Consider the following 23,085-nt stretch of genomic DNA (forward strand, 5'->3'; position numbering starts at 1 on the left):
GATGAGACTAGGCGGCAAACGGGCACTGGTCACCGGCGGTTCGGAGGGGATCGGGCTGGCAATCGCCGAGGCTTTCTCGCGCGAAGGCGCTGGCGTGCTGATCGTCGGCCGCGACGGCAAAAAACTCGACGTCGCCCGCGAGCAGCTCGGGAATAATGTCGAAACGCTGTCGGCCGACCTGTCGGCCAGCGCCGGCATCGACGCCGTGGTCGAGCATGCCAGGCGCGGCCCACCTCTCGATATCCTCGTCAACAACGCCGGCGTGGCATTCCTGGTGCCGTTCGAGACCGTCAGCGAGGACCAGTTCCAGCAATCGTTCGCGCTCAACGTCACGGCCGTATTCTTCCTCACCCAACGGCTGTTGCCGCATCTCGCGCAAGGCAGGGCTTCCGTGATCAACATCTCGTCCTATTTTGCGCACAAGATGATCCCGAAGCGGCCGTCCAGCCTCTATTCGCTGTCGAAGGGCGCGCTCAATTCGCTGACCAAATCGCTCGCCTTCGAGCTCGGGCCGCGCGGCATAAGGGTCAACGCCATCGCGCCCGGCACGGTCGACACAGCGATGCGGCGCAGGTCGATCGAAAACCTGCCGGAAGCCGCGCAAGCCGAGCTCAAGGCCTATGTCGAGCGCAGCTATCCGCTCGGCCGCATCGGCCGGACCAGCGACCTTGCCGGCATCGCGGTCTATCTCGCCAGCGACGAGGCGGCGTGGACCAGCGGCGGTATCTTTGCCATCGACGGCGGGTATACGGCGGGGTGAGGAGCGCGCCCTCCTCCTCGCTTATGGGAGAAGGAAAAGGCGCGGCTTCAACCGATTTGCATCTCCATCGCCCGCAATCTCCGCTTGAAGGCGTTTGTGCAACGCGATACGCCGTTTGCAAATTGCAAACCGGAGAGACTGCGTGAGCGCGCCAGAGACCAGAACCGAAACCGACACGTTCGGTCCCATCGAGGTCGCCGCGGACCGCTATTGGGGCGCGCAGGCGCAGCGTTCGCTGGCCAATTTCAAGATCGGCTGGGAGAAGCAGCCGGCCTCGATCGTGCGGGCGCTGGGCATCGTCAAGCGGGCGGCCGCCGAAGCCAATATGGAGCTGAAGCGGCTCGATCCGGCGATCGGCAAGGCCATTATCGAGGCCTCCCAGGAGGTCATCGACGGCAAGCTGAACGACCATTTCCCGCTGGTCGTCTGGCAAACCGGCTCAGGCACCCAGTCCAACATGAACGCCAATGAGGTGATTTCCAACCGCGCGATCGAGCTTTTGGGCGGCGTCATGGGGTCGAAGAAGCCGGTGCATCCCAATGACCACGTCAACATGAGCCAGTCGTCGAACGACACCTATCCGACGGCCATGCACATCGCCTGCGCAGAGCGCATCATTCACGACCTGCTGCCGGCGCTAAGGCATTTGCATGCGGCACTCGACGCCAAAACCAGGGCTTTCGCCCACATCGTCAAGATCGGCCGCACCCACACGCAGGATGCGACGCCGCTGACGCTCGGCCAGGAATTCTCCGGCTATGCGGCGCAGGTCGCCTCGTCGATCAAGCGCATCGAAATGACCCTTCCCGGCCTGCAGGAATTGGCGCAAGGCGGCACCGCGGTCGGCACCGGCCTCAACGCGCCGGTCGGTTTTGCCGAAAAGGTGGCGGCGCGCATCGCCGCGATCACCGGCATCGATTTCGTCACCGCGCCGAACAAGTTCGAGGCCCTGGCCGCCCATGATTCCATGGTGTTCTCGCACGGCGCCATCAATGCCTGCGCGGCGGCGCTGTTCAAGATTGCCAACGACATCCGCCTGCTCGGCTCCGGCCCGCGTTCGGGCCTCGGCGAATTGTCGCTGCCGGAAAACGAACCGGGCTCGTCGATCATGCCTGGCAAGGTCAATCCGACCCAATGCGAGGCGATGACACAGGTTTGCGTGCAGGTGTTCGGCAACAATGCGGCGATCAGCTTCGCCGGCAGTCAGGGCCATTTCGAGCTCAACGTCTACAATCCGCTGATGGCCTATTGTTTCCTGCAATCGGTACAACTGCTGGCCGACGCTTCGGTGTCCTTCACCGACAATTGCGTCGTCGGCATCGAGGCCCGCGAAGACAACATCAAGGCGGCGCTCGACCGTTCGCTGATGCTGGTGACGGCGCTTGCGCCGACGATCGGCTACGACAACGCCGCCAAGATCGCCAAAGCGGCACATAAGAACGGCACCACGCTGCGCGAGGAAGCGCTGGCCACCGGGCTGGTCAGCGAAGCCGACTATGAGCGGCTGGTGCGGCCGGAGGACATGACGCATCCGGGCTAGGCGGCGTGGACAAATTTGAGCGGCCTGCAAATCGCTCGTTGTGTGATTTTCATGGCTTTGGTTAGATGAGGCATGCAAGCAGCCACACGCTCCTCTTGGAAAACGCTCCCCCTCCCAGCGCAGCAAGATCGGATAGATCTTGCATTGCTGTATTCGGACGCCGAAGGCGAGAAGATCAGGCTTGGGCACGTTCCGCGGGATATGGACGATAAGTGGTTCATTTTTTTTGAGAATGGCTGGCTCTATTTTCATCGTTCGTGGACAGGAGCCTGCATCTATGGCGTCCGTCTCGAGGGTTCGCCGAATGGTATTCGTGTGACTGATGCATGGGTCAGCGGGGATAAAGAGTGGTACCAATCGCCCGGCCCTGAGCACGACGCACGTTTGATCCAGCAACTCATCTCCGGCCGCCTGCTGTCGTAAGGTCGACACGCACTGCCAAGCCTTGCGCAGCGGCTATTGACGACGTCTCACTGTATTGATTCAAGGCTGCTTTTGGAGGCGGACTTGAGCAGAGGCGATCTGACAGAGGCGGAATGGCGAATTCTGAAAGGATTGCTGCCGATCAATGGTCCATACCGCCACCGCCAGATACCGGCTAAAATTTGTCCACGCCGCCTAGGGTGTTGATATGCCTGGATCACAACATCCATGTTCATCGCGAAAACGTTACCTGGGTGAACAATCCGTAACCAATCTGACGTCTTTGGTGAACAGTCGACCTGCGCTAACTAGGCGGGTATCCCAAGCCGTTTGGCCAAACCCTTCTGGAGAGTTACGCATGTCCACCAATACGTCCACCAACACTTCGTTTGCCGGTTCCGGCACCGCCGCCGGCGCCTCGGGCACGATCCTGCTCGGCCGCATCCTGCTTTCTGTCATCTTCCTGCTTTCCGGTTTCGGCAAGCTGACGGCGATTGCCGGCACCGCCGGCTATTTCGGCAGCCTTGGCCTGCCGCTGCCGATGGTGACCGCCATTGTCGTCGGCCTTATCGAACTGCTTGGCGGCCTGGCCATCCTCGTCGGCTTCCAGACCAGGATCGTCGGCTGGGTAATGGCGATCTTCACCGTCGCCACCGCGCTGGTCGCCCACACCGGCTGGGCCGATCAAATGCAGATGATCAATTTCATGAAGAACCTCGGCATTGCCGGCGGCTTCCTCGTGCTCGCCTCCTCGGGCCCAGGCGCGTATTCGATCGACGCCAAGCGCGGCTGAAGCAGTCCAGCGTTCCTGAACAAAGGGGCGCGGAATTTTCCGCGCCCCTTTTTCGTTGTCGGTTCATATCCGCTGGCTGGAACTCTGCTAGGATCGGTCGCCGATATCGGAGGAGACCATGCCTCGCAATGCGCTGCTCTTGCTTTCCCGGCTGCTGCTCGCCGCGCTGTTCGTGCCGTCCGGCTTCCATGCGCTTGCCGACATCGCGGGCACATCAGGCTATTTCGCCGGCCTCGGCCTGCCGCTGCCGACGCTGGTGGCTTGGGCGACAGGCCTGTTCGAGTTGATCGCCGGGCTGCTCATCCTCGTCGGCTTCAAGACGCCGGTCGTGGCGCTGCTGCTCGCTGCCTTCTGCATCGCGGCGGGCTTCCTCGGTCATTATGGCCAGGGCGGCGACGATCCGACGCTGACCTTCATGCATTCACAGATGCTGATGAAGGACATCGCCATAGCAGGCGGTTTCCTGGCGCTGGCAATGGCTGGTGCGGGCGCCTGGTCGGCCGACGGGCGGCTGGTTGCAGCGAGCGCCTAAGCTGCCGCCCGGTTTATTCGGTGTTCAGAAAAACGAACTTTGCGAGACGGCTCACATTGACGGGCCAGCGAAGAGGACGAAGATCCCGGCAACCAACAGCTGCAGAACCTGCCTGGATTTCACGGCGTTTTCCTTCTTTCCTCAACGGTCGCGACGCGACAGCGCGGGCGTCTATTTGACAGACATGCCAGGCCCGCCCTCGACCGCCAGCACCAGCCGGCGGTTGGTGACCCTTGCCAGCTGTGCCAGCCGGCCGGCCGGCCGCTCGCCGTAAAGATCGGCCAGCGCTGCCGGCAGCACCAGCGCCAGTACGCCATTGCCGCGGTTTTCCCATTTCAGTCGCGGCATGACGCCGGGCATTGCCGCGCTCAGCAAATAGACGACGCGCAGCAGCGCGGCCAGCACGCGGGCGCGCTCGAGATAGCGCGGTGTCGCCAGCCCGCGGATTTCCGGAGCGGCTTCATTGAACACGCCCTCGTGGCGAAACAGGCTGACAAGCGCCAGGAAGGCGCGGCCGGGATGGTCGACGCCAATAAACGAGGCGTGAGCGATGATGTTGAGCGATTGCTTGCCGCGATATTCGGGATGGGCACGCCAGCCGATATCGGCGAGCAGGCAGGCGGCGTGGCGGTAGCGCGCCTCATCCCTGGTCTCGTCGATGCCGAAGGCGGCGAATGCCTTGCCGGTCCATTCGACAAGCTCATGCGCGTGGTCGACCGAGCGCGAGCGCAGGCGGGCAAGCTCTTCCGCAGCCGAGATCAGCGGATCGGCCTTCTGCTCGGCCTTGTCGAGCAGCGAATAGAGAAAGCCCTCGCGCACGCCCAGCGCCGACACGATGATCTTCGACGGCTGCATCGCCGCCATGATCTCCTGCAGCACGATGGCGCCATAGGGCAGCAGCGAGCGGCGGTTCTTGGAGATGCCCTCGATGCCTTTGATCTTGTCGATCTCGGCTTTGGCGGCCTGCCGGAGGAAGTTCGCGGCGCTTTCGATGCCGATCTCGTAGTGGTGCATGACGCCGAGCGGGTAGTTGGTCATTTCCATGTGCAGCCGGGCCAGGTTTCGCCAGGTGCCGCCGACTGTGTAGAAGGCCCTGCCCTGCCCGCCCTTCAGCAATTTCGCCCGCGCCAGTTGCTCGCGCGTGATCCTTGCCGCCTGGGCCAGCGAGTTCTTCGCCATGTCCTGCAGGCGCAAGCCGCCCAACGGCAGCGTGATGCCGTCACCGATCGTCACACCGTCGATATCGATCAGTTCGAGGCTGCCGCCACCAAGGTCGCCGGCGATGCCGTTGGCCGGATGGAAACCGGAGATGACGCCGAGTGCTGAATAATGAGCTTCCTCGCGGCCGCTCAGCACCTGGATCTCGGTCCTGAGCACATCCTCGGCGCGGTGGATGAAGTCGGGGCCGTTGACCGCCTCACGAGCGGCGGCGGTCGCCAGCACATACATGCGCTCGGCGCCGGCCTGGTCGGAGAGCGCGCGGAAGCGGCGGAACTCTTCCATCGAACGAGTCACCGCCTCGGGATCGAGCTTTCCGGTCGAAACGATGCCGCGGCCGAGGCCCGCCAGCATCTTTTCGTTGAACAGCAAGGTCGGCGAACGCGCCAGCCCCTCATAGATCACAAGACGGATCGAGTTCGACCCGATATCGATGATGGACAGCGGTCGGCGGTCCTGGAGCCGGCCCTGGGACGCTGAAATCATCAGCCCGTCGCTGCGTTCTGTTTCTTGCGGCGTTTGAACTGCGCGATGCGCTTGGGCGCATGCGACTTCAACGCATCGCCCCGTCCGGACAGGCTCGGATTGGTCATGAAATATTCCTGCGCGTTGAACGGTTCCTCGCCCTCTTCCAGCACGACGCGCCGGGAGGTTCCATCAGCCAATACGTCGAAACTTTGCTGGTTGTCCATGATGTTGCCGAGCATGATCTGGCCGAGCACCTGCTCATGCACAGTTGGATTGGTGATCGGCACCATGGTCTCGACGCGGCGATCGAGATTCCGCGGCATCAAATCGGCCGAGGAGATATAGACGATCGCCCCGTCCGAGGGCAGGCCGTGGCCGTTGCCGAAGCAATAGATGCGGCTGTGCTCGAGGAAGCGGCCGACGATCGACTTCACCCTGATGTTCTCCGATAGGCCGGGCACCTGCGGTCTCAGGCAGCAGATGCCGCGCACGACGAGATCGATCTCGACGCCGGCGCGGCTGGCATCGTAGAGGGCATCGATGACGATCGGGTCGACCAAGGCGTTCATCTTCATCCAGATGCGGGCCGGTCTGCCCTCCAGCGCGTGGCTGATCTCATCCGAAATGTGCTGGAGGATGCGGTCGCGCAGCGTGAACGGCGAGATGGCCAGCCGCATCTGCTCGGCCGGCTCGGCATAGCCGGTGATGAAGTTGAACAACTGGGCGACATCGCGCGCGATTGTCGGGTCCGTGGTGAAGAAGGACAGATCGGTGTAGATGCGGGCGGTGACCGGGTGGTAGTTGCCGGTGCCGAGATGCACGTAATTGCGCAGCCTGCCGTCCTCGCGCCGCACGACCAGCGACATCTTTGCGTGGGTCTTCAGTTCGAGAAAGCCAAAGACGACCTGGACGCCGGCGCGCTCGAGGTCGCGCGCCCAGCGGATGTTGGCCTCCTCGTCGAAGCGCGCCTTGAGCTCGACCAGCGCCGTCACCGACTTGCCGGCTTCCGCCGCATCGACCAAAGCCCGTACGATCGGGCTGTCGTTGGAGGTGCGGTAGAGCGTCTGCTTGATCGCCACCACTTCCGGGTCGGCCATTGCCTGGCGCAGAAACTGCACCACCACGTCGAAGGATTCGTAAGGGTGGTGGACGATGATATCCTTCTCGCGGATCGCGGCAAAACAGTCGCCGCCATGCTCGCGGATGCGCTCGGGAAAGCGCGGATTGTAAGGCGTGAACTTCAGATCGTCGCGGGCGACGGCGACGATCTCCGAGATCTGGCTGAGCGCCAGCGGACCGGTGAGCACGCTGATCCGGCTGGCCGAGACGCCGAGCTCGCCGGCGACGAAATCGCGCAATTCGGCCGGCATCGACCTGTCGAACTCGATGCGGATGACCGAGCCGCGGCGTCGCCGCTTCAGCGCCGTCTCGAACAGCCGCACCAGATCCTCTGATTCTTCCTCGACCTCGATATCGCTGTCGCGGATGATGCGGAACGTGCCGGAGCCCTTGACCTCATAGCCGGGAAACAGCTTGCCGATATAGAGACTGACCGCCTCTTCGAGTGGAATGAAGCGGACATGATGCTTGCGATCCGGCAAACGGATGAAGCGCCTCAGCGCCACCGGCAGGCGCAAAAGCGCGCTCATTTCCTCGCCGTTCTTGCGGTGGCGCAATTGCAGCGCCATCGAGAAACCGAGGTTGGGAATGAACGGGAACGGATGCGCCGGGTCGATCGACAGCGGGGTCAGGACCGGAAATACCTGCTCCTGGAAATGGTCCTCGAGCCAGGTCTTCTCGTCCTTGGTCAGCGCATCGCGGGTGATGCTTTCGATGCCTTGTTTGTCGAGCAGCAGCATCAGCGCCGAAAGGCTGTTCTGCTGGTCCTCCTGCAGGCGCTCGACCTCGCGCAGCAATTGTTCGAGCTGCTGCTCGGGAGTGCGCCCATCCGGGCTCTTCAGCACGATGCCCTCGCGCACCTGGCCGGCAAGACCGGCGACGCGGACCATGAAGAACTCGTCGAGATTGGCTGCCGATATCGACAGGAAGCGAACGCGCTCGAGCAGCGGATGATTGGCGTTCAGCGATTCTTCGAGCACGCGCCGGTTGAATTGCAGCCAGGAAAACTCGCGGTTGACGAAGCGGTCGGGGTTGCCGCCTTCGCGGCTCGCCGCCTCGACGGTGATGAATTCGCTCTGCACCGGCTTCAGTTCGTTCATGGTTTCCGCTCTTCCCACACCGTTCGACGACCACAGCCTTAACCGGCTTAACTTATCCTCTGACAGGCTTTTGCGACAGTTTCATTTCATCGATCTTGCAAAGAGATGGGTTATGATCCAGATGCAATCGACAAGATCAGGAGACGACGATGGCAGGCGGTTCCATTCCCCATTTCCAGAACGATGCGGGCTATCCGGCAATCGACATCGGCGTCAAGGAATTCATGTGCACCGGCGCCAATCCGCCTTTCGACCACCCGCATGTATTTCTCGATATGGGCGACGACAATGAAAAAGTCTGCCCCTATTGCTCGACGCTCTATCGCTATTCGCCCAAGCTGAAGGCATTGGAAACGCAGCCGCCGGGCTGCCTCTATATCGACCAGGCCGCCTGATTCTTCCGCGACAAGCCTGATGCGAGAAACGCAGTCCCGGCAGGTGGTCATCGCCGGGGCGGGCGTCGCCGGACTGACCGTGGCACTGGCCTTCGCCGAGCGCGGCTATCGGACAAAACTGTTCGAACAGGCGCAGCACCTCGAGGCTGCCGGTGCCGGCATCCAGCTTTCACCCAACGCGACATGCATCCTTCGACAATTCGGCCTACTCGATCGGCTGCTGCCGACGGCGGTGCGGCCGGAGGCGGTCGTGCTGAAGGATGCCGTCACGCTGCGCGAGCTGGCGCGCGTACCGCTTGGCCAGGCGGCTGAAACGCGCTGGGGAGCACCCTATCTCGTCGCCCACCGCGCCGACCTGCAGTCAGCGCTGATGGCGCGGATAGCCGAGCGCTCCGAGGTCGAGCTTGTCACTGGTGCCCGCGTCGGCGGCGTCGCAACCGGACCGAATGGCATCACCGCAACAGTCGAGATTGCCGGCACGACCATCGAAGCCGAAGGATCGTTGCTGGTCGGAGCCGATGGCGTCTGGTCGTCGGTGCGAGAAACGCTCGCCCGCAAGGCGGCCGATTTCCGGAGAAGCCGCTTCTCGGGCGAGCTTGCCTGGCGCGCAACGGTGGCCGCGGACAGCCTCGCCGGACAAGCCTTCAGGGTGATCGGAGCGCCCGATTGCGTTACCGCATTCCTCTATCCAGGCTTCCATATGGTCGCCTATCCGGTCAGCCGTGGCGCGGTCTTCAACCTCGCGGCCTTCACCAAGGGCGAGCGCATCGCCGAGAACTGGTCGGGGCATGCCGACCCCGCCATCCTCGCCAACGCCATGCGCGGTACCGCGCCGGCGCTGGTCCGTCTGGCGAGCGAGGCCGCGCCATGGACGGCATGGCCGATCCATACCGTCGAGCAGCGGCGGTGGACGACGCCGGAGGGCATAGCGCTGATTGGCGATGCGGCGCATGCGATGACGCCGTTTGCCGCACAGGGAGCGGCGATGGCGATCGAAGACACGGTAACCCTTGCCGGTTTCGTTGCCAGCTCGCCTGCCGACCTCAGCAGCGCGCTTGTCGCCTGGGAACAGGCGCGGCGGCCGCGCGTATCCCAGGTCGCCCGCCGCGGCGCCCTCAACCGCCTCGCCTGGCATGCGGCCGGGCCGGTGGCGATGGCCCGCAACCTGTTCCTGGCGATGCGCTCACCCGAAAAACTCGCCGCTGATCTGGACTGGCTCTATGGCTGGCGGGCGGACGCTCGGCGGTCCTAAGTCATCGGAGCCTTGTCAATTGTAAAGCCGCATCGACAGGCTAAGCGAGGCCGGCAGCGGGTTCCACCAGCCGGTGCGCAGGCCGGCGGTGCGCAGTGCCGCCGCCGCCCAGGTGTTGCAGCCGACCAGCGCGTTGAAATGGCCATTGGCTTCGAAGAAACGATCGAAACGGGAGTAGGCCGCATCCTCGATCGGCATGGCCCCGTTCGGTCCCTGCTGAAAACTCGCTGCAATGAAATCGAGCAGCGCCGCAAAGCGTTCCTCACTTACGTCGAAGCCGGCGACGTCGGGATGCGGCTCGGCGATTTCGCCTGAAATGTCGACATGCATCACCGAGGCATCGACGGTCAGCGCCTTCATCACCGGCACTGCCTTCAGTTCCGACCAGGTCGGCGTCTCGAGATAGAAGGCGCGGCCGCCCCAGCCGAAGACGATGTAGCGGACCTCCGCCATGTCGGCCGGAATGCCGGCATCGACCAGGAAGTGGAAGCGCCGGCGCACATCGTCGTCGACCGGGATGGCGATGTCGGTGTGGATCGGATTTTTCAGCACCACGATGCGGTGGCTTGCGCCGATCGGATCGGCAGCGGCCGCCGGCCAGAGCGGGCGCGGCAGCAGCGTGCCCAGCGCCACCGCAAGGACTGCTGCAACGACCAGCAGGTCGAGAAAACGAGCAAGCTTCTTCATGGGGAAGGCATAGGCCAAGCAATGTTCAAGGTGAAGCCTCTCCGGAAATTGCACAGCTGACTTAGCGCTTGACGCGTATCCTCCCGGGGAGGATATGCAGAGGCATGTCAGATCACCTCCACGCTTCGCATCCTTCCATCATAAAGCGCCTGAAGCGCGCGCAAGGCCACCTCGCGGCGGTGCTGGCGATGATCGAGGCGCATCGCCCTTGCGTTGATCTGGCGCAGCAGCTTCATGCCGTCGAACGGGCCATCAGCAGCGCCAAGCGCGAGCTGATCAATGATCACATCGAGCATTGCCTGACGGACAGCGTCGAAACCGGCGGCAACTCGCTGGCGGAACTCAAGCAGCTGGCGAAATATCTATGAATGCCATCGTAGCCCGCATTCTGGAATGGCTCGGGTTCGGCTCGCACGCCGCACATCATCACGGCGATCACGGTCCGCACGGCCACAGCCATGGCGTCATCGATGCGACAATTGCCACCACCGATCGGGGCATCTGGGCAATCAAATGGTCGTTCGTGATCCTGGCGATCACCGCAGCATTGCAGATGGTCGTGGTTGTGCTGTCGGGGAGCGTGGCATTGCTGGCCGATACGATCCATAACATCGGCGATGCGACCACGGCGATCCCGCTATGGATTGCGTTCGTGCTGGCGCGGCGCAAGCCGTCGCGGACCTTCACCTATGGCTTGGGCCGGGTCGAGGATCTGGCCGGCATCATCATCGTGCTCATCATCCTGTTCAGCGCTGTAGTCGCCGCCTACCAAGCCATCGACAGGCTGATCAATCCACAAGCGGTGACGCACCTGGGCTGGCTGGCGGCGGCGGGCATTGTCGGCTTCCTCGGCAACGAGGCGGTTGCCGTGTTCCGTATCCGCGTCGGCCGCGAAATCAACAGCGCGGCACTGATTGCCGACGGCTATCACGCCCGCACCGACGGACTTACCAGCCTTGCCGTGGTCATCGGAGCCACCGGCGTCTGGCTTGGCTTTTCCTTGGCCGACCCGATTGTCGGCCTGCTGATCACGATTGCGATCTTCGGTATCGTCTGGCAATCGGCCCGCTCGGTGCTGACCCGCGTGCTGGATGGAATCGAACCCGGTGTGATGGATGAAATCCGACATGCCGCCGAGCACGTTCCGGGCGCACGCATTGTCGATGCCAAGGCGCGCTGGATCGGTCATAGATTGCACGCCGACATCGCAATTGCCGCAGACGAAACCCTGCCGCTGTCGGAAGCGAATAACATCGCGGCGGCGCTGAAGGACGAACTGTCCCAGCATATGCCGGCCTTGGCTACGGCGAATGTGCGGTTTTCAACCGAACGTGGAGAGAACGACCATCCTCACCCTCACGAGACGTGCATGACGAAAACCACGGCCACGAGCACTGAAGGTCCCTTTTAGACGGCTACGGTCAGGTGACATCGATGACGACCATCAGCCCGCCGCCGCCCTTCTCCTCGACATTGTTGTTCGTGGTGTGATGCGGGATGTGGCAATGGATCAGCCATTTACCCGGACGCTGCGCCTTCCAGATCACGTCGTAGCGCTGACCCGGCCCGACATTGACCGTATCGGCAAGGAAACGACCGGAGGCAGGGATCGTTTCGCCGTCGCGGGCAACGACCTCGAACGGTCCGCCATGGATATGCATCGGATGGATGAAGCCGTTGTTAGTGCCGATGAACCGCACCTTGAGCGTCTCGCCGACCTTCATTTTGATCGTCTCGGTCGAGGGATAGGCCTTGCCGTTGATGGTGAAGAAATTCGGCATGCCGCCGTCCATCGGCATCGACGGGTAGGTCAGCCCTTCCCGCACCAGCCATTCCTGAAGCTCGATGACGTAATCATGGTCGGCCGCGACCTCATCGGCGGGATTGGCGGGATCGATGATCAGCGCACCGTAGAGGCCGAGCGCCTGGGTCCGGTCCGGCTTGGCATGGGGGTGGTAGAAATAGGTTCCGTGCTGGGTTGCGGTGAATTCGTATGAATAGGATTGGCCGGGCTCGATCGGCGCCTGCGTGATCTCGGCCGGCCCATCCATCTGGTTCGGCAGGATCAAGCCATGCCAATGCACCGTCGTTTCCTCAGGCAGGCCGTTGGTGACGTTGATCCTGACCCGATCGCCCTGGCGAATGTGAATTCGCGGACCAGGAATCTGGCCATTATAGGCATAAGCGTCGACTGCAACATCCGGCAGGATCTGCCAGCGGACCACCGAAGGCCTGAGGTCGAATACCTTGATGCCGTTCTCCATCCGAAACGGCAGGTCCTGGTCACCCCTTGTCGACAGACCATAAGAGGCGGCAACGAGGCGCGGATCGGTAGCGGCCATGTCGCGCATTGCGTCGGCCGGCGTGTCGCGATCCATGATCATGCCCCGCGCCATGATCACCCCGCCGACGTCGCGTGCCGACAGCGTCAGGTTCAGCCAGTTCGCCGGCGCGACCATGCCGATGGCGAGCGCCAGCAGGGAGACGGCACCCAGGGCAGCGACCTGCGGCGTCGTGGCATCTGTCTCCATGTGATGGCCGCCGCCTTTGCCTTTGTGGGAAGCCATATCGTGGCGCTGCCCGCGATGGCCGCTGGCGTCGGCCTGCTGCATTTGCATCTGCGCATGTTGCCTCGTCGCAGGCTGCTCCTGACCATCGATGCCGGCTGCCTGCGCGCGCTGCGTCATCAGCCCATGCTTCAGCCCCCGCGCGACCAGCCAGACATTGGCCGGATAGGCAAGCGCAAAACCGGCGATGACGCCGATCGACATCACGCCCCAGAACAACAGCTCCATCGGTTCCATCGCGCGCATGTCGCGGCCCATCATCAGGAAGCTCATGACCGGCGCCATGCCGGCCATCATGAAGTTCATGGAGATGAACTCGGGCAGGAAGCTCTTGCGCACGTTCTCCCAATAGGTGCCGCCCATCATCGATTTCATGAACAGCGATTGGAAGATGAACAGGCCGAAGGCAAAGCCGGCCAGATATTCGACGATCAGGTCGATCCACATCGGCAGGCCGAGCGCCGCCGTGACGGCGGCGGCAAGAATGATGCCGGTGGCATCGCCGGCGACGCAGTGGATGGTGGAGCCGACGCCCTGCTTCCAGAGCGGGCGGGTGAAGAGTTCATGCTCGCCGGGCCGGGGCTCCTTGTCGGCGAGCACGTAGAGCAGCAAGCCGAGCGGACCCATATAGAGGGTGACCAGAATGAAGCCCCATTTCATCACCACCGGCTCGGGATTGTTGCGATATTGGTCGAAGCCGACATAAAGCGTCGAAGCCAGCGCCAGCGCGAACCAGACGACGAGGAAATAATCGATCGGTTGGATGAGCATCAGGATGAACCCGTGACCTGCCGCCGCACGCGCCCACGCGGCTCGCTATACAACTCCCAATGGCAATGAACGCAGCCGGCGCGCTTATGATCCGCGCCGGCCTTAGTTACCAGGTTGCAACGTGACCACTCGAACGACCTGAAGCGCGCTTGCTATCTTCTCGCGCAGTGCACGGTCAGCGCTCGTCGAATACGCGCGAAGCCAGCAAGACAGAGGCTTGATCCGCCGCTCTTGTCCGAACCGGGGTACAGGATCAGTGCAGGATCTGGGACAGGAACAGCTTCGTGCGCTCATGGCGCGGGTGGTCGAAGAACTCGGCCGGCGTGTTCTGCTCGACGATCTGGCCTTGGTCCATGAAGATCACACGGTTGGCGACTTTACGCGCAAAGCCCATCTCGTGGGTGACGCAGAGCATGGTCATGCCTTCCTCCGCCAGCCCGACCATCGTTTCCAGCACTTCCTTGATCATTTCCGGGTCGAGAGCCGAGGTCGGCTCATCGAACAGCATGATCCGCGGGTTCATGCACAGCGAGCGGGCGATCGCCACGCGCTGTTGCTGGCCGCCGGAAAGCTGGCCGGGATATTTGTTGGCCTGTTCCGGGATCTTGACGCGCTTGAGGAAATGCATGGCGATTTCCTCGGCCTGTTTGCGCGGCATCTTGCGCACCCAGATCGGCGCCAGCGTGCAATTCTCCAGAATGGTCAGATGCGGGAACAGGTTGAAGTGCTGGAACACCATGCCGACCTCGCGGCGCACCTCGTCGATCTTCTTCAGATCGTTGGTCAGTTCCTTGCCGTCGACGATGATTTTGCCCTTCTGGTGTTCCTCCAGCCGGTTGATGCAGCGGATCATCGTCGATTTGCCGGAACCCGACGGGCCGCAGATGACGATCCGCTCGCCGCGCATCACCTTTAGATTGATGTCCTTCAGCACATGGAATTCGCCGTACCATTTGTGCATGGCGATGATGTCGATGGCGACATCGGTGGTGGAAATGTGCATCTTGGCGGCATTGACCTTGATCTCTTCCGCGCTGACGGCATTTTCTATGGCCATGACAAGGTCCCCTTTTAGCGTTTGTGGCCGGTGTCGAGACGGCGTTCCGTATACATTGAATAGCGCGACATGCCGAAGCAGAACAGCCAGAAGATGAAGGCCGCGAACACCAGGCCGGATCTGGCCGTCTGCGGCGTCGCCCAATTGGCGTCGGAGAAATTCTGCTTGACGATGCCGAGGAGGTCGAACATCGAGATGACGATGACCAGGCTGGTGTCCTTGAACATGCCGATGAAGGTGTTGACGATGCCGGGAATGACCAGCTTCAGCGCCTGCGGCATGACGACCAGGCCCATCTTCTGCCAGTAGCTGAGGCCGAGCGAATCGGCGCCCTCATACTGGCCTTTGGGGATCGCCTGCAGGCCGCCACGCACCACTTCGGCCATGTAGGCGGCGGCAAACAGCGACACGCCGATCAGCGCGCGCAGGAACTTGTCGAAGCTGACACCGGCCGGCAGGAACAGCGGCAGCATCACGCTGGCAAAGAACAGCACCGTAATCAGCGGGATGCCGCGTACCGTCTCGATGAAGATCACGCACAGCAGCTTGACGATCGGCATGTTCGAGCGCCGGCCGAGCGCCAGCACGATGCCGATCGGCAGCGACACGGCAATGCCGACGAAGGACAGGCTGAGCGTCACCAGCAGTCCACCCCAACGCGACGTCTCGACATGCGGCAGGCCGAATAGGCCGCCGACCAACAGAACGAAGGCGACGACCGGCAGTACAAGAAAGAGAAGAATGGCATTCAGCCCCTTGCGCGGTACGCGCGGAATGAGCAGCGGCACCAACAGTGCCACGAACAGGATGGCCACCACGATCGGCCGCCAACGCTCCTCGATAGGATAGGTGCCGAACATGAACTGGCCGAACTTGGCGTTGACGAATGCCCAGCAAGCACCGGTCCAGCCATCCGGCTGGATGCCGCCTTGCGCCACGGTGGCGCAGACCGAGCGATCCGGTCCGGTCCACTGGGCGTTGATGAAGGCCCAATTGATGATTTGGGGCAGGATCATAGCGACCAGCGCGATGCCGACGATGGTGAGAATGGTGTCGCCCGTGGTGGCAATCAGGTTCTTGCGGATCCAGGCGGTGAGGCCACGCTCGCTCGACGGCGCCGGTTGGGCCAGCGCCATCTCAGTCCGCACCCAGGACATGTCGTGTTCCTGCATGGTCCTACCTCTCCACCAGCGCCATCCTGGCATTGACCACGTTCATGATCGCCGACGTGATCAGGCTTAGCGCGAGATAGACAGCCATCATGATCACCACGCCTTCAACCGCCTGCCCGGTCTGGTTCAAGACAGTGCCGGCAGTTGCCGTCAGGTCCGGATAGCCGATGGCGATGGCGAGTGAAGAGTTCTTGGTCAAGTTCAGATACTGGCTGGTCAGCGGCGGAATAACGATGCGCATCGCCTGCGGCACGACGACAAGCCTGAGGATCGATCCCGAGCGCAGCCCAAGTGCCGCGGCCGCCTCGGTCTGGCCCGTGCTGACGCCCCTGATGCCGGCGCGCACGATCTCGGCGATGAAGGCGGCCGTATAGCAGGACAACGCCAGATAGAGTGACAGGAACTCCGGTCTGACCTGGAAGCCACCGACCAGGTTGAAAGTCGATTGCTTCGGGAATTCGAAGCTCAGTGGAAAGCCGCTCAGCGCGTAGGCCAGCAGCGGCAGGCCGACAATCAACGCTATCGATGTCCAGAGCACCGGGAATGGCTGACCCGTCGCCATCTGCCGCTGCCGCGCCTTGCGGGCGACGAACCAGGCCATGGCAATGCCGAGCAGCAGGGCGACCAGGATCAGCCAGGAGCCCTCGCCCCAGACGGCGCGCGGAAAATAAAAGCCGCGCTGGTTGAGAAAGGAGCCGAACGGCAAATTAATGCTCTCGCGCGGCGGCGGCAGCACGGCGAGCACGCCGGAATACCAGAAGAAGATGACCAGCAGCGGCGGGATATTGCGGAAGACCTCGACATAGACCGTGCAGATCTTCCTGATCAGCCAGTTGCGCGACAGTCGGCCGATGCCGACGATGAAACCGATGATGCTGGCGGTAATAATGCCGACGACGGCCACGATCACGGTGTTGATGAAGCCGACCAGGATGGCTCGGAAATAAGTCGAATCCGACGAATAAGCGATGGCGCTTTCGCTGATGTCGAAGCCGGCGCGGCCCTTGAGAAAGCCGAAACCGGAAGCGATGTGCAAGCGCGTCAGATTGACGATGACATTGTGGGTAACCCACCAGACCCCCGCTACCAGCAGGACGAGGACCAGCGCTTGAAAGAATATACCGCGGACACGAGGATCATTAAGGAGGGAACCGCGGCTTGGCCCCTCGCGAAGAACTTCCTGCGATGCCATTCGACAGTCCCCTGGAAAGAGAGACCGGAAGGCAGACGATCTGCCTTCCGAATCCATTTTCGATCAGCGGATCGGCGGAGCGTATTGCAGACCACCCTTGGTCCACAGCGCGTTGATGCCACGCGCGATCTTCAGCGGGCTGCCCGACCCGACATTGCGCTCGAACATCTCGCCGTAATTGCCGACGGCCTTGACGATGTTGACGACCCAGTCGTTAGAGACGCCGAGATCGGTGCCGATCTTGGTGTCGGCTTCCTGGCCGAGCACGCGCTTGATCTCGGGACTGTCCGAGTTCTTCATCTCGTCGACATTGGCCTTGGTGATGCCGAGTTCCTCGGCGTCGAGCAACGCGAAATAGGTCCACTTGACGATGTGGTACCATTGGTCGTCGCCCTGGCGTACGGCCGGCCCAAGCGGTTCCTTGGAGATGATCTCGGGCAACACGACGTGGTCGGCCGGCGCACCGAGCGTCAGGCGGATGCCATAGAGGCCCGACTGGTCGGTGGTGTATACGTCGCAGCGGCCGGCGTCATAGGCGGCGTTAACCTCTTCCAGCTTTTCGAAGACGACAGGATTGTACTCCATCTTGTTCGACTTGAAATAGTCGGCAAGGTTGAGCTCGGTCGTGGTACCGCTCTGCACGCAGACCGCCGCGCCCGAAAGCTGCAGCGCCGAGTTCACGCCCGGAAGCTTCTTGGCGTTGATCATGAAGCCCTGGCCGTCATAATAAGTCGTGCCGATGAAGTTCAGGCCGAGTGCGGTGTCGCGATTGATGGTCCAGGTGGTATTGCGCGACAGGATGTCGATCTCGCCCGACTGCAGAGCGGTAAACCGCTCCTTGGCACTGAGCGGCGTAAACTTCACCTTGGTGCCATCGCCGAACACGGCGGCCGCCACAGCGCGACAGAAGTCCGCGTCGATGCCTTGCCACTCACCCTTGTCGTCCGGCGCCGAGAAGCCGGCCAGACCGGTCGAGACGCCGCATTGGATGAAGCCCTTCGCTTTGACATCGTCGAGCGTGGCCGCCGAAGCCGCCGAAGCCGCGAATCCAAACGCGGCGGCGCCCAAAACGCCGATTGCAATGTGTTTCATGACCCACAGACCCTTTTCTGTTTTTTCCAGGCGAACCTGACTTTTTCCCGTGTGAACGCAGCTATGTATCCCGGCCCATTACCGGAATCGCGCATCGTAACCAACGCGCTGCCTCCCATTCACGAACAACATCGAAGGCGATTATTCCTGTGAGGTCAAGGGAAATGACCAAATCCGAAAGACTTTGAAAACCAACCGCCTGAAATGCCTGAAATTGCAGACAAACGCGCTCGCAAATTGGTCAGCGCGCCAATTAAGCCGGCAAAGTCCGACCGTGACTTGCCAAGCGCACCTGGCAGCCGTTCAGAGGATCTACGGCGCATTGCTGAATTGGCATATTCAAGACCTTGGCCTGGCGAGTGCGGTGCGGTTGTGCGGCCAATGCCGCCGCACTATGGCTAACGACCAACCCATGGGACGAAAAGCAATGGCAAAAGACGACAGCGAGATGGGCGTCAACACACGGCTCGCCCATTCCGGCAACAACCCGCATGACTATTTCGGCTTCGTCAATCCGCCGGTGGTGCATGCCTCGACCGTGCTCTATCCCAATGCGGCGGCGATGGCTTCACGCAGCCAGAGATACACCTACGGCACGCGCGGCACGCCGACCACCGATGCGCTGAACAGCGCGATCGATGCGCTGGAAGGTTCGGCAGGCACGGTCGCGGTACCGTCCGGCCTGGCGGCGGTGACGCTGCCGCTGCTCGCCTTCCTGTCGGCCGGCGATCATCTGCTGATCGTCGATTCCGTTTATCATCCGACCCGCAACTTCGCCGACACGATGCTGAAGCGGCTGGGCATCGAGGTCGAGTATTACGAACCGCGCATCGGCGCCGGCATCGCGGCGCTGATCAAGCCCAACACCAAGGTGGTGTTCACCGAATCGCCGGCCTCCAACACTTTCGAGGTGCAGGACATACCGGCCATCGCCAAGGCAGCACATGCCGCCGGCGCCATCGTCATGATGGACAACACCTGGGCGACGCCGCTCTACTTCCGCCCGCTCGACCACGGCGTCGACATCTCGATCCACGCGGCGACGAAATACCCGGCCGGCCATTCCGACGTGCTGCTCGGCACGGTGTCGGCCAATGCAGCTTGCTGGAATCAGCTTTGCGAGACGTTCAACACGATGGGCTGCTGCGCCGGACCGGACGACGTCTACCAGGTGCTGCGCGGCCTGCGCACGATGGGCGTGCGGCTGGAGCATCATCAAAAGAGCGCGCTTTCCCTCGCCGGCTGGCTGGAGGATCAGCCCGGCGTAGCGCAGGTGCTGCATCCGGGGCTGCCCAGTCATCCCGACCACGCTATGTGGAAGCGAGATTTTTGCGGATCGAGCGGCATCTTCTCGATCGTTCTCGCGGGCGGCGGACAGAAGCAGCAGCACGCCTTCCTCGACGCGTTGAAGTTTTTCGGCCTCGGCTATTCCTGGGGCGGCTATGAGAGCCTTGCCGTGCCGGTATTCCTTGGCGACCGCACAATCGCCAAGGGCCCGTATGACGGGCCGCTGGTGCGCCTGCAGATCGGGCTCGAGGATGTCGAGGATTTGAAGGCCGACCTGGCGCGCGGGCTGGCGGCGGCCGCTGATGCCTGAGCCAGCACCATTCCAGACTGAGTCAGAAAATCGGCGTAACAGCCTGGAAAAATTGCGATCCTGAGCGATATCACGGCGACCGATCGGTCGACTCTACAAAACAGGGGCGGCAGTGTGGTGAAGGCGGTAGAATAGTCTCTGCCAGTCCTTGAAACGGATCGAGGTTGGCCGGCGGGATCGGTCGGGAACCTTTTGTCGGCCGATGCATCCAATGTCGCGATGAGAAGCCTATCAGGAGATCGGCCATGCCTGCTGCGTTGACGGCAACGCCCGCCGCTTCCGGCGATATGCAGCTTGTCGGCCGCGCGCTGGCACGTGATGGCGATGCATTTCGCACCATCATCAAGACGCACAACCAAAGGCTCTACCGCATCGCCCGCGGTGTTGTGCGGAACGACAGCGAGGCCGAGGACATCGTCCAGGAGGCGTATGTCAGCGCCTTTGCCCATCTCGAGTCCTTTCGCGGCGATGCCTCGCTCGCCACATGGCTGTCGCGTATCGTCATCAACGAAGCCCTCGGCCGCTTGCGCAAAAGGCGGCGAATGGTAGCGATGCCTGAAAACCCGCAAGCCGAAATCATCCGGTTTCCCCTCAACCCGAGCGACGATCCGGAGCGGACGATGGCGCAACGGCAGATCCTTGAGCTTGTCGAACGGGCAACCGACAGTCTGCCCGATGTCTACCGGATCGTGTTCGTGGCGCGCGTCATCGAGGGATTGAGCATCGAGGAGACCGCCGAACTGCTTGGCGTGCGACCAGAAACCATCAAGACGCGGCTGCACCGCGCCCGCGCGCTGGTGCGCAAGGCGCTGGACGACCAGATCGGCCCGGTGCTGCTCGACGCCTTTCCGTTCGCGGGCCGGCGCTGCGAACGGCTGACCAATGCCGTGATGCAGCGGCTTGGTCTTTCCGGATAGGCCGCGGCGATTTTCGCGGGAACGTTTTCCCGTGACCTGCATCCAATGAGCATCACTGAAAACGAAGCCCGATGCAGTTCCGCGTCGGGGCGAAGGAGAGCATCATGTTTATTCGATCGACCACGGCACTGGCCGCAATTTTCCTGCTTGGCGCAGCGCCCTCGTCGCAAGCTGCCGACAAACCGACCGACCCGCAGATCGCACATATCGCCTACACAGCGGGCGTGCTTGACGTCGAGGCGGCCAAGCAGGCGCTGAAGAAATCGAAAAACAAGGAGGTCGTGGATTTCGCCAAGGACATGGTGCGAGATCACGAGGCGGTCAACAAACAGGCTCTCGACCTGGTCAAGAAGCTCAAGGTCACGCCTGAGGATAATCCGACCAGCAAAGCGCTGACCAAGGCGGCGGCCGAGGAACGTGCCAAGCTTGCCAAGCTCAAGGGCGCAGCGTTCGACAAGGCCTATGTCGCCAGCGAGGTGGCCTACCACAAGCAGGTCAATGGCGCGCTCGAAACTCTGCTGATCCCGTCCGCCAGCAATGCCGAGCTGAAGAGCCTGCTGGAAACCGGCCTGAAAATATTCCAGGGCCACGAACAGCACGCCGAACACGTCGCCGGCATGCTGAAGTGAGGATCGAGCCAATGATGTCGCGGCGGCATCTGTGGGTTGCTCTGGCATTGGCCATGGGTGCCGCGCCGGCCAAGGCCGAAACCATCGAGGTGACGATCGAGAAGCTTGTGTTTTCGCCGGCGAAGATCGAGGCGAAGGTCGGCGACACGATCAGGTGGGTAAACAAGGACGTGTTCGCCCACACGGCAACCGTCAACGGCGCCTGGGAAGTGATGATCCCGCCGAAGAAGGCGGCGAGCCTGACGGTGAAGAAGGCGGAATCGGTCGATTATTTCTGCCGCTTCCATCCCAACATGAAAGGCCATCTGACGGTGACATCGCCCTGACCGGCTAATGCATGCCGCGCAAAAGTGTGCAGCGGTTTTGCGACAACGACATGATGAAAAAGAGCCTAATGCGCGCCGCATGAGGTCGGTCGAATGCGACGCGCTTCTAGGCCGCCAGCCATGCCGTCCCGGCAAGAAGGGTGACCAGCGTCAACGGCAGGCCGACCTTGAAGAAGGCGATGAAGCCCAGCGGTTTGCCGGAGACCCGCGCGTGCTCGGCAACGATCAGATTGGCGACCGAGCCGAGCAACGTGAAATTGCCGGCCAGCGTCGAGCTCATGGCGACGACCAGCCAGGCCCGCTCGGGGTTTTCCAGTCCGGGCACGAACGGCTTCAGCGCCAGCACGGCCGGGACATTGCTCATGATGTTGGACAGCACCGCGGTGAAGCCGGACAGCCGCCACACATCATTCAGCCCAAGGTCTTTTGCCGAAGCGACGATGTCGGGCGTAAGCAGCGTCTTCTCGGCTCCGGCGACGACGATGAACAGCCCGGCGAACATGAACAGCAGCGGCCCATCGATCTCGCGATAGATGCGCTCAGGTTTGATGGCGCGGGTCAGCAACAGAATCGCGCCGCCGATCAGCGCCGCCTTGGCAACCGGAACGCCGGCAAAGAAGGCGATGGCCAAACCGATACAGACGACCACCGCCTTCAGCACCTGTCCCGGCAGCATGCGGCCTCGGTAGACTTCGGGGCTGAGCTCGGCCTTGCGCGAAAATTCGGCATGGTAAACGATGCGGACGATGACGATGACGGCGACGAGGCCGAACAGGGCCACCGGCGCAAGCGCCGCCGAGAAGGCCGGATAGGAAATCCCCGACAGGGCGCCGATGACCATGTTCTGCGGATTGCCGGTGATGGTCGCGACACTGCCGCAATTGGATGCGGTCGCCGTGGCGATCAGATAGGGAACCGGGTTGCGGTTGATGACGCGGGTGACATGGACGACGATCGGCGCCATGACCAGGCAGATAGCGTCGTTGACGAGGAATGCCGACAGGACGCCGGTCAACAGCGTCACCATCACCAGCAGCATGAATGGCGCATGCGCATGCTCGATGGCGAACCCGCCGAGCGCGCGAAAGGCGCCCGACACTTTCAGATGCGCCACGACGATCATCATGCCGAGCAGAAGCGTGATGGTGTCGAAGCTGATGGCGCGGTAGGCGTCTTCCATGTCCAGCGCGCCGATGGCGATCATCGCCGCACCGCCGAGCAGTGCTATCCCTGCCCGGTCGAGGCGCAGCCCGGGTATTCTGCCGACGGCAACGCCGGCATAAGTCAGGACAAGGATCAGCAGCGCCGCCGCGCCCATCGCTGTCATGTGTCGGAAATCCTATGCGACTGGCGAGTGAACCTGTCCCGAATGGACCTGTTGAGCGGCCCGAGACATAGGTGACGATTTGTACCGGACACATAGGTAACACTTTTCGGTTTTTGCCGGGAGGTGTTGATGCCGTGGAGAGAGTGTTCGG

Annotated in this window: 21 protein-coding genes and 1 pseudogene; 13 read left to right on the forward strand and 9 right to left on the reverse strand. The window is 62.3% G+C overall.

The window, feature by feature from the left end; genetic code table 11:
• The first annotated feature begins 1 nt into the window (after nt 1).
• The 5 genes from NKJ84_RS26325 (at nt 2) to NKJ84_RS26345 (ending at nt 4,048) form a co-directional block, all read left to right on the forward strand.
• Complete coding sequence (locus NKJ84_RS26325) at nt 2–760, forward strand: SDR family NAD(P)-dependent oxidoreductase (RefSeq protein ID WP_352508870.1); 759 nt, start codon at nt 2–4, stop codon at nt 758–760.
• A gap of 142 nt (nt 761–902) precedes the next feature.
• On the forward strand, nt 903–2,300 hold the full coding sequence (gene fumC, locus NKJ84_RS26330; protein ID WP_352479297.1) for a class II fumarate hydratase: 1,398 nt from the start codon (nt 903–905) through the stop codon (nt 2,298–2,300).
• Nucleotides 2,301–2,372: 72 nt separating this feature from the next.
• The gene (locus NKJ84_RS26335; RefSeq protein ID WP_352508871.1) at nt 2,373–2,723 is read left to right on the forward strand and encodes a hypothetical protein; all 351 of its coding nucleotides are present in this window, start codon (nt 2,373–2,375) and stop codon (nt 2,721–2,723) included.
• A 358-nt stretch (nt 2,724–3,081) separates the two neighbouring features.
• Nucleotides 3,082–3,516, forward strand: a complete 435-nt coding sequence (locus NKJ84_RS26340) for a DoxX family protein (protein ID WP_352472646.1) — start codon at nt 3,082–3,084, stop codon at nt 3,514–3,516.
• 118 nt (nt 3,517–3,634) lie between these two features.
• Nucleotides 3,635–4,048, forward strand: coding sequence for a DoxX family protein (locus NKJ84_RS26345; RefSeq protein ID WP_352508872.1), 414 nt, complete (start codon nt 3,635–3,637; stop codon nt 4,046–4,048).
• A 171-nt stretch (nt 4,049–4,219) separates the two neighbouring features.
• Here the strand turns inward: NKJ84_RS26345 and ppx are convergent, their stop codons facing one another.
• Nucleotides 4,220–5,752 carry an exopolyphosphatase gene (gene ppx, locus NKJ84_RS26350; protein ID WP_352508873.1) on the reverse strand — a complete coding sequence of 511 codons (1,533 nt, stop codon included), beginning with the start codon at nt 5,750–5,752 and terminating at the stop codon, nt 4,220–4,222.
• Nucleotides 5,752–7,953, reverse strand: a complete 2,202-nt coding sequence (locus NKJ84_RS26355; RefSeq protein ID WP_254820633.1) for an RNA degradosome polyphosphate kinase — start codon at nt 7,951–7,953, stop codon at nt 5,752–5,754. The genes ppx and NKJ84_RS26355 overlap by 1 nt, the downstream gene beginning before the upstream one ends.
• Nucleotides 7,954–8,102: 149 nt before the next feature.
• Between NKJ84_RS26355 and NKJ84_RS26360 the strand changes: the two genes are divergently transcribed.
• Both NKJ84_RS26360 and NKJ84_RS26365 read left to right on the forward strand, forming a co-directional pair.
• Nucleotides 8,103–8,348, forward strand: coding sequence for a zinc-finger domain-containing protein (locus NKJ84_RS26360; protein ID WP_254820632.1), 246 nt, complete (start codon nt 8,103–8,105; stop codon nt 8,346–8,348).
• 19 nt (nt 8,349–8,367) lie between these two features.
• Nucleotides 8,368–9,600 (forward strand): FAD-dependent monooxygenase, encoded by a 1,233-nt coding sequence (locus NKJ84_RS26365; RefSeq protein ID WP_352508874.1) that lies wholly within the window; start codon nt 8,368–8,370, stop codon nt 9,598–9,600.
• A 15-nt stretch (nt 9,601–9,615) separates the two neighbouring features.
• Here the strand turns inward: NKJ84_RS26365 and NKJ84_RS26370 are convergent, their stop codons facing one another.
• Nucleotides 9,616–10,287: a TIGR02117 family protein gene (locus NKJ84_RS26370; RefSeq protein WP_352508875.1), complete on the reverse strand. Its 672-nt coding sequence runs from the start codon at nt 10,285–10,287 to the stop codon at nt 9,616–9,618.
• A 104-nt stretch (nt 10,288–10,391) separates the two neighbouring features.
• Between NKJ84_RS26370 and NKJ84_RS26375 the strand changes: the two genes are divergently transcribed.
• Nucleotides 10,392–10,655 carry a metal-sensing transcriptional repressor gene (locus tag NKJ84_RS26375; RefSeq protein ID WP_023719742.1) on the forward strand — a complete coding sequence of 88 codons (264 nt, stop codon included), beginning with the start codon at nt 10,392–10,394 and terminating at the stop codon, nt 10,653–10,655.
• A 5-nt stretch (nt 10,656–10,660) separates the two neighbouring features.
• Nucleotides 10,661–11,614: pseudogene (locus NKJ84_RS26380) on the forward strand (cation diffusion facilitator family transporter); the annotation flags it as partial.
• Nucleotides 11,615–11,708: 94 nt separating this feature from the next.
• Here the strand turns inward: NKJ84_RS26380 and NKJ84_RS26385 are convergent.
• The 5 genes from NKJ84_RS26385 to NKJ84_RS26405 all read right to left on the reverse strand — a co-directional run bounded on the left by NKJ84_RS26385 (nt 11,709) and on the right by NKJ84_RS26405 (nt 18,138).
• Nucleotides 11,709–13,625, reverse strand: a complete 1,917-nt coding sequence (locus tag NKJ84_RS26385; RefSeq protein ID WP_352508876.1) for a multicopper oxidase domain-containing protein — start codon at nt 13,623–13,625, stop codon at nt 11,709–11,711.
• Between the two features lie 253 nt (nt 13,626–13,878).
• Nucleotides 13,879–14,628, reverse strand: a complete 750-nt coding sequence (locus tag NKJ84_RS26390; protein ID WP_031212005.1) for an amino acid ABC transporter ATP-binding protein — start codon at nt 14,626–14,628, stop codon at nt 13,879–13,881.
• 68 nt (nt 14,629–14,696) lie between these two features.
• The gene (locus NKJ84_RS26395) at nt 14,697–15,854 is read right to left on the reverse strand and encodes an amino acid ABC transporter permease (RefSeq protein WP_352508877.1); all 1,158 of its coding nucleotides are present in this window, start codon (nt 15,852–15,854) and stop codon (nt 14,697–14,699) included.
• Between the two features lie 4 nt (nt 15,855–15,858).
• Nucleotides 15,859–17,046 carry an amino acid ABC transporter permease gene (locus NKJ84_RS26400; protein ID WP_352508878.1) on the reverse strand — a complete coding sequence of 396 codons (1,188 nt, stop codon included), beginning with the start codon at nt 17,044–17,046 and terminating at the stop codon, nt 15,859–15,861.
• Nucleotides 17,047–17,109: 63 nt separating this feature from the next.
• Entirely contained in the window at nt 17,110–18,138 is a 1,029-nt protein-coding gene (locus NKJ84_RS26405) for an amino acid ABC transporter substrate-binding protein (RefSeq protein WP_254820740.1), read from the reverse strand.
• Nucleotides 18,139–18,565: 427 nt separating this feature from the next.
• Between NKJ84_RS26405 and NKJ84_RS26410 the strand changes: the two genes are divergently transcribed.
• The 4 genes from NKJ84_RS26410 to NKJ84_RS26425 all read left to right on the forward strand — a co-directional run bounded on the left by NKJ84_RS26410 (nt 18,566) and on the right by NKJ84_RS26425 (nt 21,607).
• Nucleotides 18,566–19,735, forward strand: coding sequence for a cystathionine beta-lyase (locus NKJ84_RS26410; RefSeq protein WP_352508879.1), 1,170 nt, complete (start codon nt 18,566–18,568; stop codon nt 19,733–19,735).
• 245 nt (nt 19,736–19,980) lie between these two features.
• A complete protein-coding gene (locus NKJ84_RS26415) occupies nt 19,981–20,652 on the forward strand; it encodes an RNA polymerase sigma factor (protein ID WP_352508880.1) in 672 nt (223 codons plus the stop codon).
• A gap of 104 nt (nt 20,653–20,756) precedes the next feature.
• A complete protein-coding gene (locus tag NKJ84_RS26420; RefSeq protein WP_254820743.1) occupies nt 20,757–21,281 on the forward strand; it encodes a DUF4142 domain-containing protein in 525 nt (174 codons plus the stop codon).
• 14 nt (nt 21,282–21,295) lie between these two features.
• A complete protein-coding gene (locus tag NKJ84_RS26425; protein WP_352508883.1) occupies nt 21,296–21,607 on the forward strand; it encodes a cupredoxin domain-containing protein in 312 nt (103 codons plus the stop codon).
• Nucleotides 21,608–21,713: 106 nt separating this feature from the next.
• On the opposite strand, the gene NKJ84_RS26430 is transcribed toward NKJ84_RS26425, so the two are convergent.
• Entirely contained in the window at nt 21,714–22,934 is a 1,221-nt protein-coding gene (locus NKJ84_RS26430; RefSeq protein ID WP_352508881.1) for an anion transporter, read from the reverse strand.
• Between the last annotated feature and the right edge of the window lie 151 nt (nt 22,935–23,085).

Source organism: Mesorhizobium sp. M0048, from assembly GCF_040323405.1.
In the GTDB taxonomy this organism is placed as follows: domain Bacteria; phylum Pseudomonadota; class Alphaproteobacteria; order Rhizobiales; family Rhizobiaceae; genus Mesorhizobium.

What these genes read in the sequence shown, in the direction of transcription:
- NKJ84_RS26375 (WP_023719742.1), top strand. Translation starts at nt 10,392, where the DNA reads ATGTCAGATCACCTCCACGCTTCGCATCCTTCCATCATAAAGCGCCTG.
- NKJ84_RS26355 (WP_254820633.1), bottom strand. Translation starts at nt 7,953, where the DNA reads ATGAACGAACTGAAGCCGGTGCAGAGCGAATTCATCACCGTCGAGGCG.
- NKJ84_RS26385 (WP_352508876.1), bottom strand. Translation starts at nt 13,625, where the DNA reads ATGCTCATCCAACCGATCGATTATTTCCTCGTCGTCTGGTTCGCGCTG.
- NKJ84_RS26345 (WP_352508872.1), top strand. Translation starts at nt 3,635, where the DNA reads ATGCCTCGCAATGCGCTGCTCTTGCTTTCCCGGCTGCTGCTCGCCGCG.
- NKJ84_RS26325 (WP_352508870.1), top strand. Translation starts at nt 2, where the DNA reads ATGAGACTAGGCGGCAAACGGGCACTGGTCACCGGCGGTTCGGAGGGG.
- NKJ84_RS26340 (WP_352472646.1), top strand. Translation starts at nt 3,082, where the DNA reads ATGTCCACCAATACGTCCACCAACACTTCGTTTGCCGGTTCCGGCACC.
- NKJ84_RS26425 (WP_352508883.1), top strand. Translation starts at nt 21,296, where the DNA reads ATGTCGCGGCGGCATCTGTGGGTTGCTCTGGCATTGGCCATGGGTGCC.
- NKJ84_RS26405 (WP_254820740.1), bottom strand. Translation starts at nt 18,138, where the DNA reads ATGAAACACATTGCAATCGGCGTTTTGGGCGCCGCCGCGTTTGGATTC.
- NKJ84_RS26415 (WP_352508880.1), top strand. Translation starts at nt 19,981, where the DNA reads ATGCCTGCTGCGTTGACGGCAACGCCCGCCGCTTCCGGCGATATGCAG.
- NKJ84_RS26390 (WP_031212005.1), bottom strand. Translation starts at nt 14,628, where the DNA reads ATGCACATTTCCACCACCGATGTCGCCATCGACATCATCGCCATGCAC.
- NKJ84_RS26420 (WP_254820743.1), top strand. Translation starts at nt 20,757, where the DNA reads ATGTTTATTCGATCGACCACGGCACTGGCCGCAATTTTCCTGCTTGGC.
- NKJ84_RS26410 (WP_352508879.1), top strand. Translation starts at nt 18,566, where the DNA reads ATGGCAAAAGACGACAGCGAGATGGGCGTCAACACACGGCTCGCCCAT.
- NKJ84_RS26360 (WP_254820632.1), top strand. Translation starts at nt 8,103, where the DNA reads ATGGCAGGCGGTTCCATTCCCCATTTCCAGAACGATGCGGGCTATCCG.
- NKJ84_RS26430 (WP_352508881.1), bottom strand. Translation starts at nt 22,934, where the DNA reads ATGACAGCGATGGGCGCGGCGGCGCTGCTGATCCTTGTCCTGACTTAT.
- NKJ84_RS26365 (WP_352508874.1), top strand. Translation starts at nt 8,368, where the DNA reads ATGCGAGAAACGCAGTCCCGGCAGGTGGTCATCGCCGGGGCGGGCGTC.
- NKJ84_RS26370 (WP_352508875.1), bottom strand. Translation starts at nt 10,287, where the DNA reads ATGAAGAAGCTTGCTCGTTTTCTCGACCTGCTGGTCGTTGCAGCAGTC.
- NKJ84_RS26400 (WP_352508878.1), bottom strand. Translation starts at nt 17,046, where the DNA reads ATGGCATCGCAGGAAGTTCTTCGCGAGGGGCCAAGCCGCGGTTCCCTC.
- NKJ84_RS26395 (WP_352508877.1), bottom strand. Translation starts at nt 15,854, where the DNA reads ATGCAGGAACACGACATGTCCTGGGTGCGGACTGAGATGGCGCTGGCC.
- NKJ84_RS26335 (WP_352508871.1), top strand. Translation starts at nt 2,373, where the DNA reads ATGCAAGCAGCCACACGCTCCTCTTGGAAAACGCTCCCCCTCCCAGCG.
- ppx (WP_352508873.1), bottom strand. Translation starts at nt 5,752, where the DNA reads ATGATTTCAGCGTCCCAGGGCCGGCTCCAGGACCGCCGACCGCTGTCC.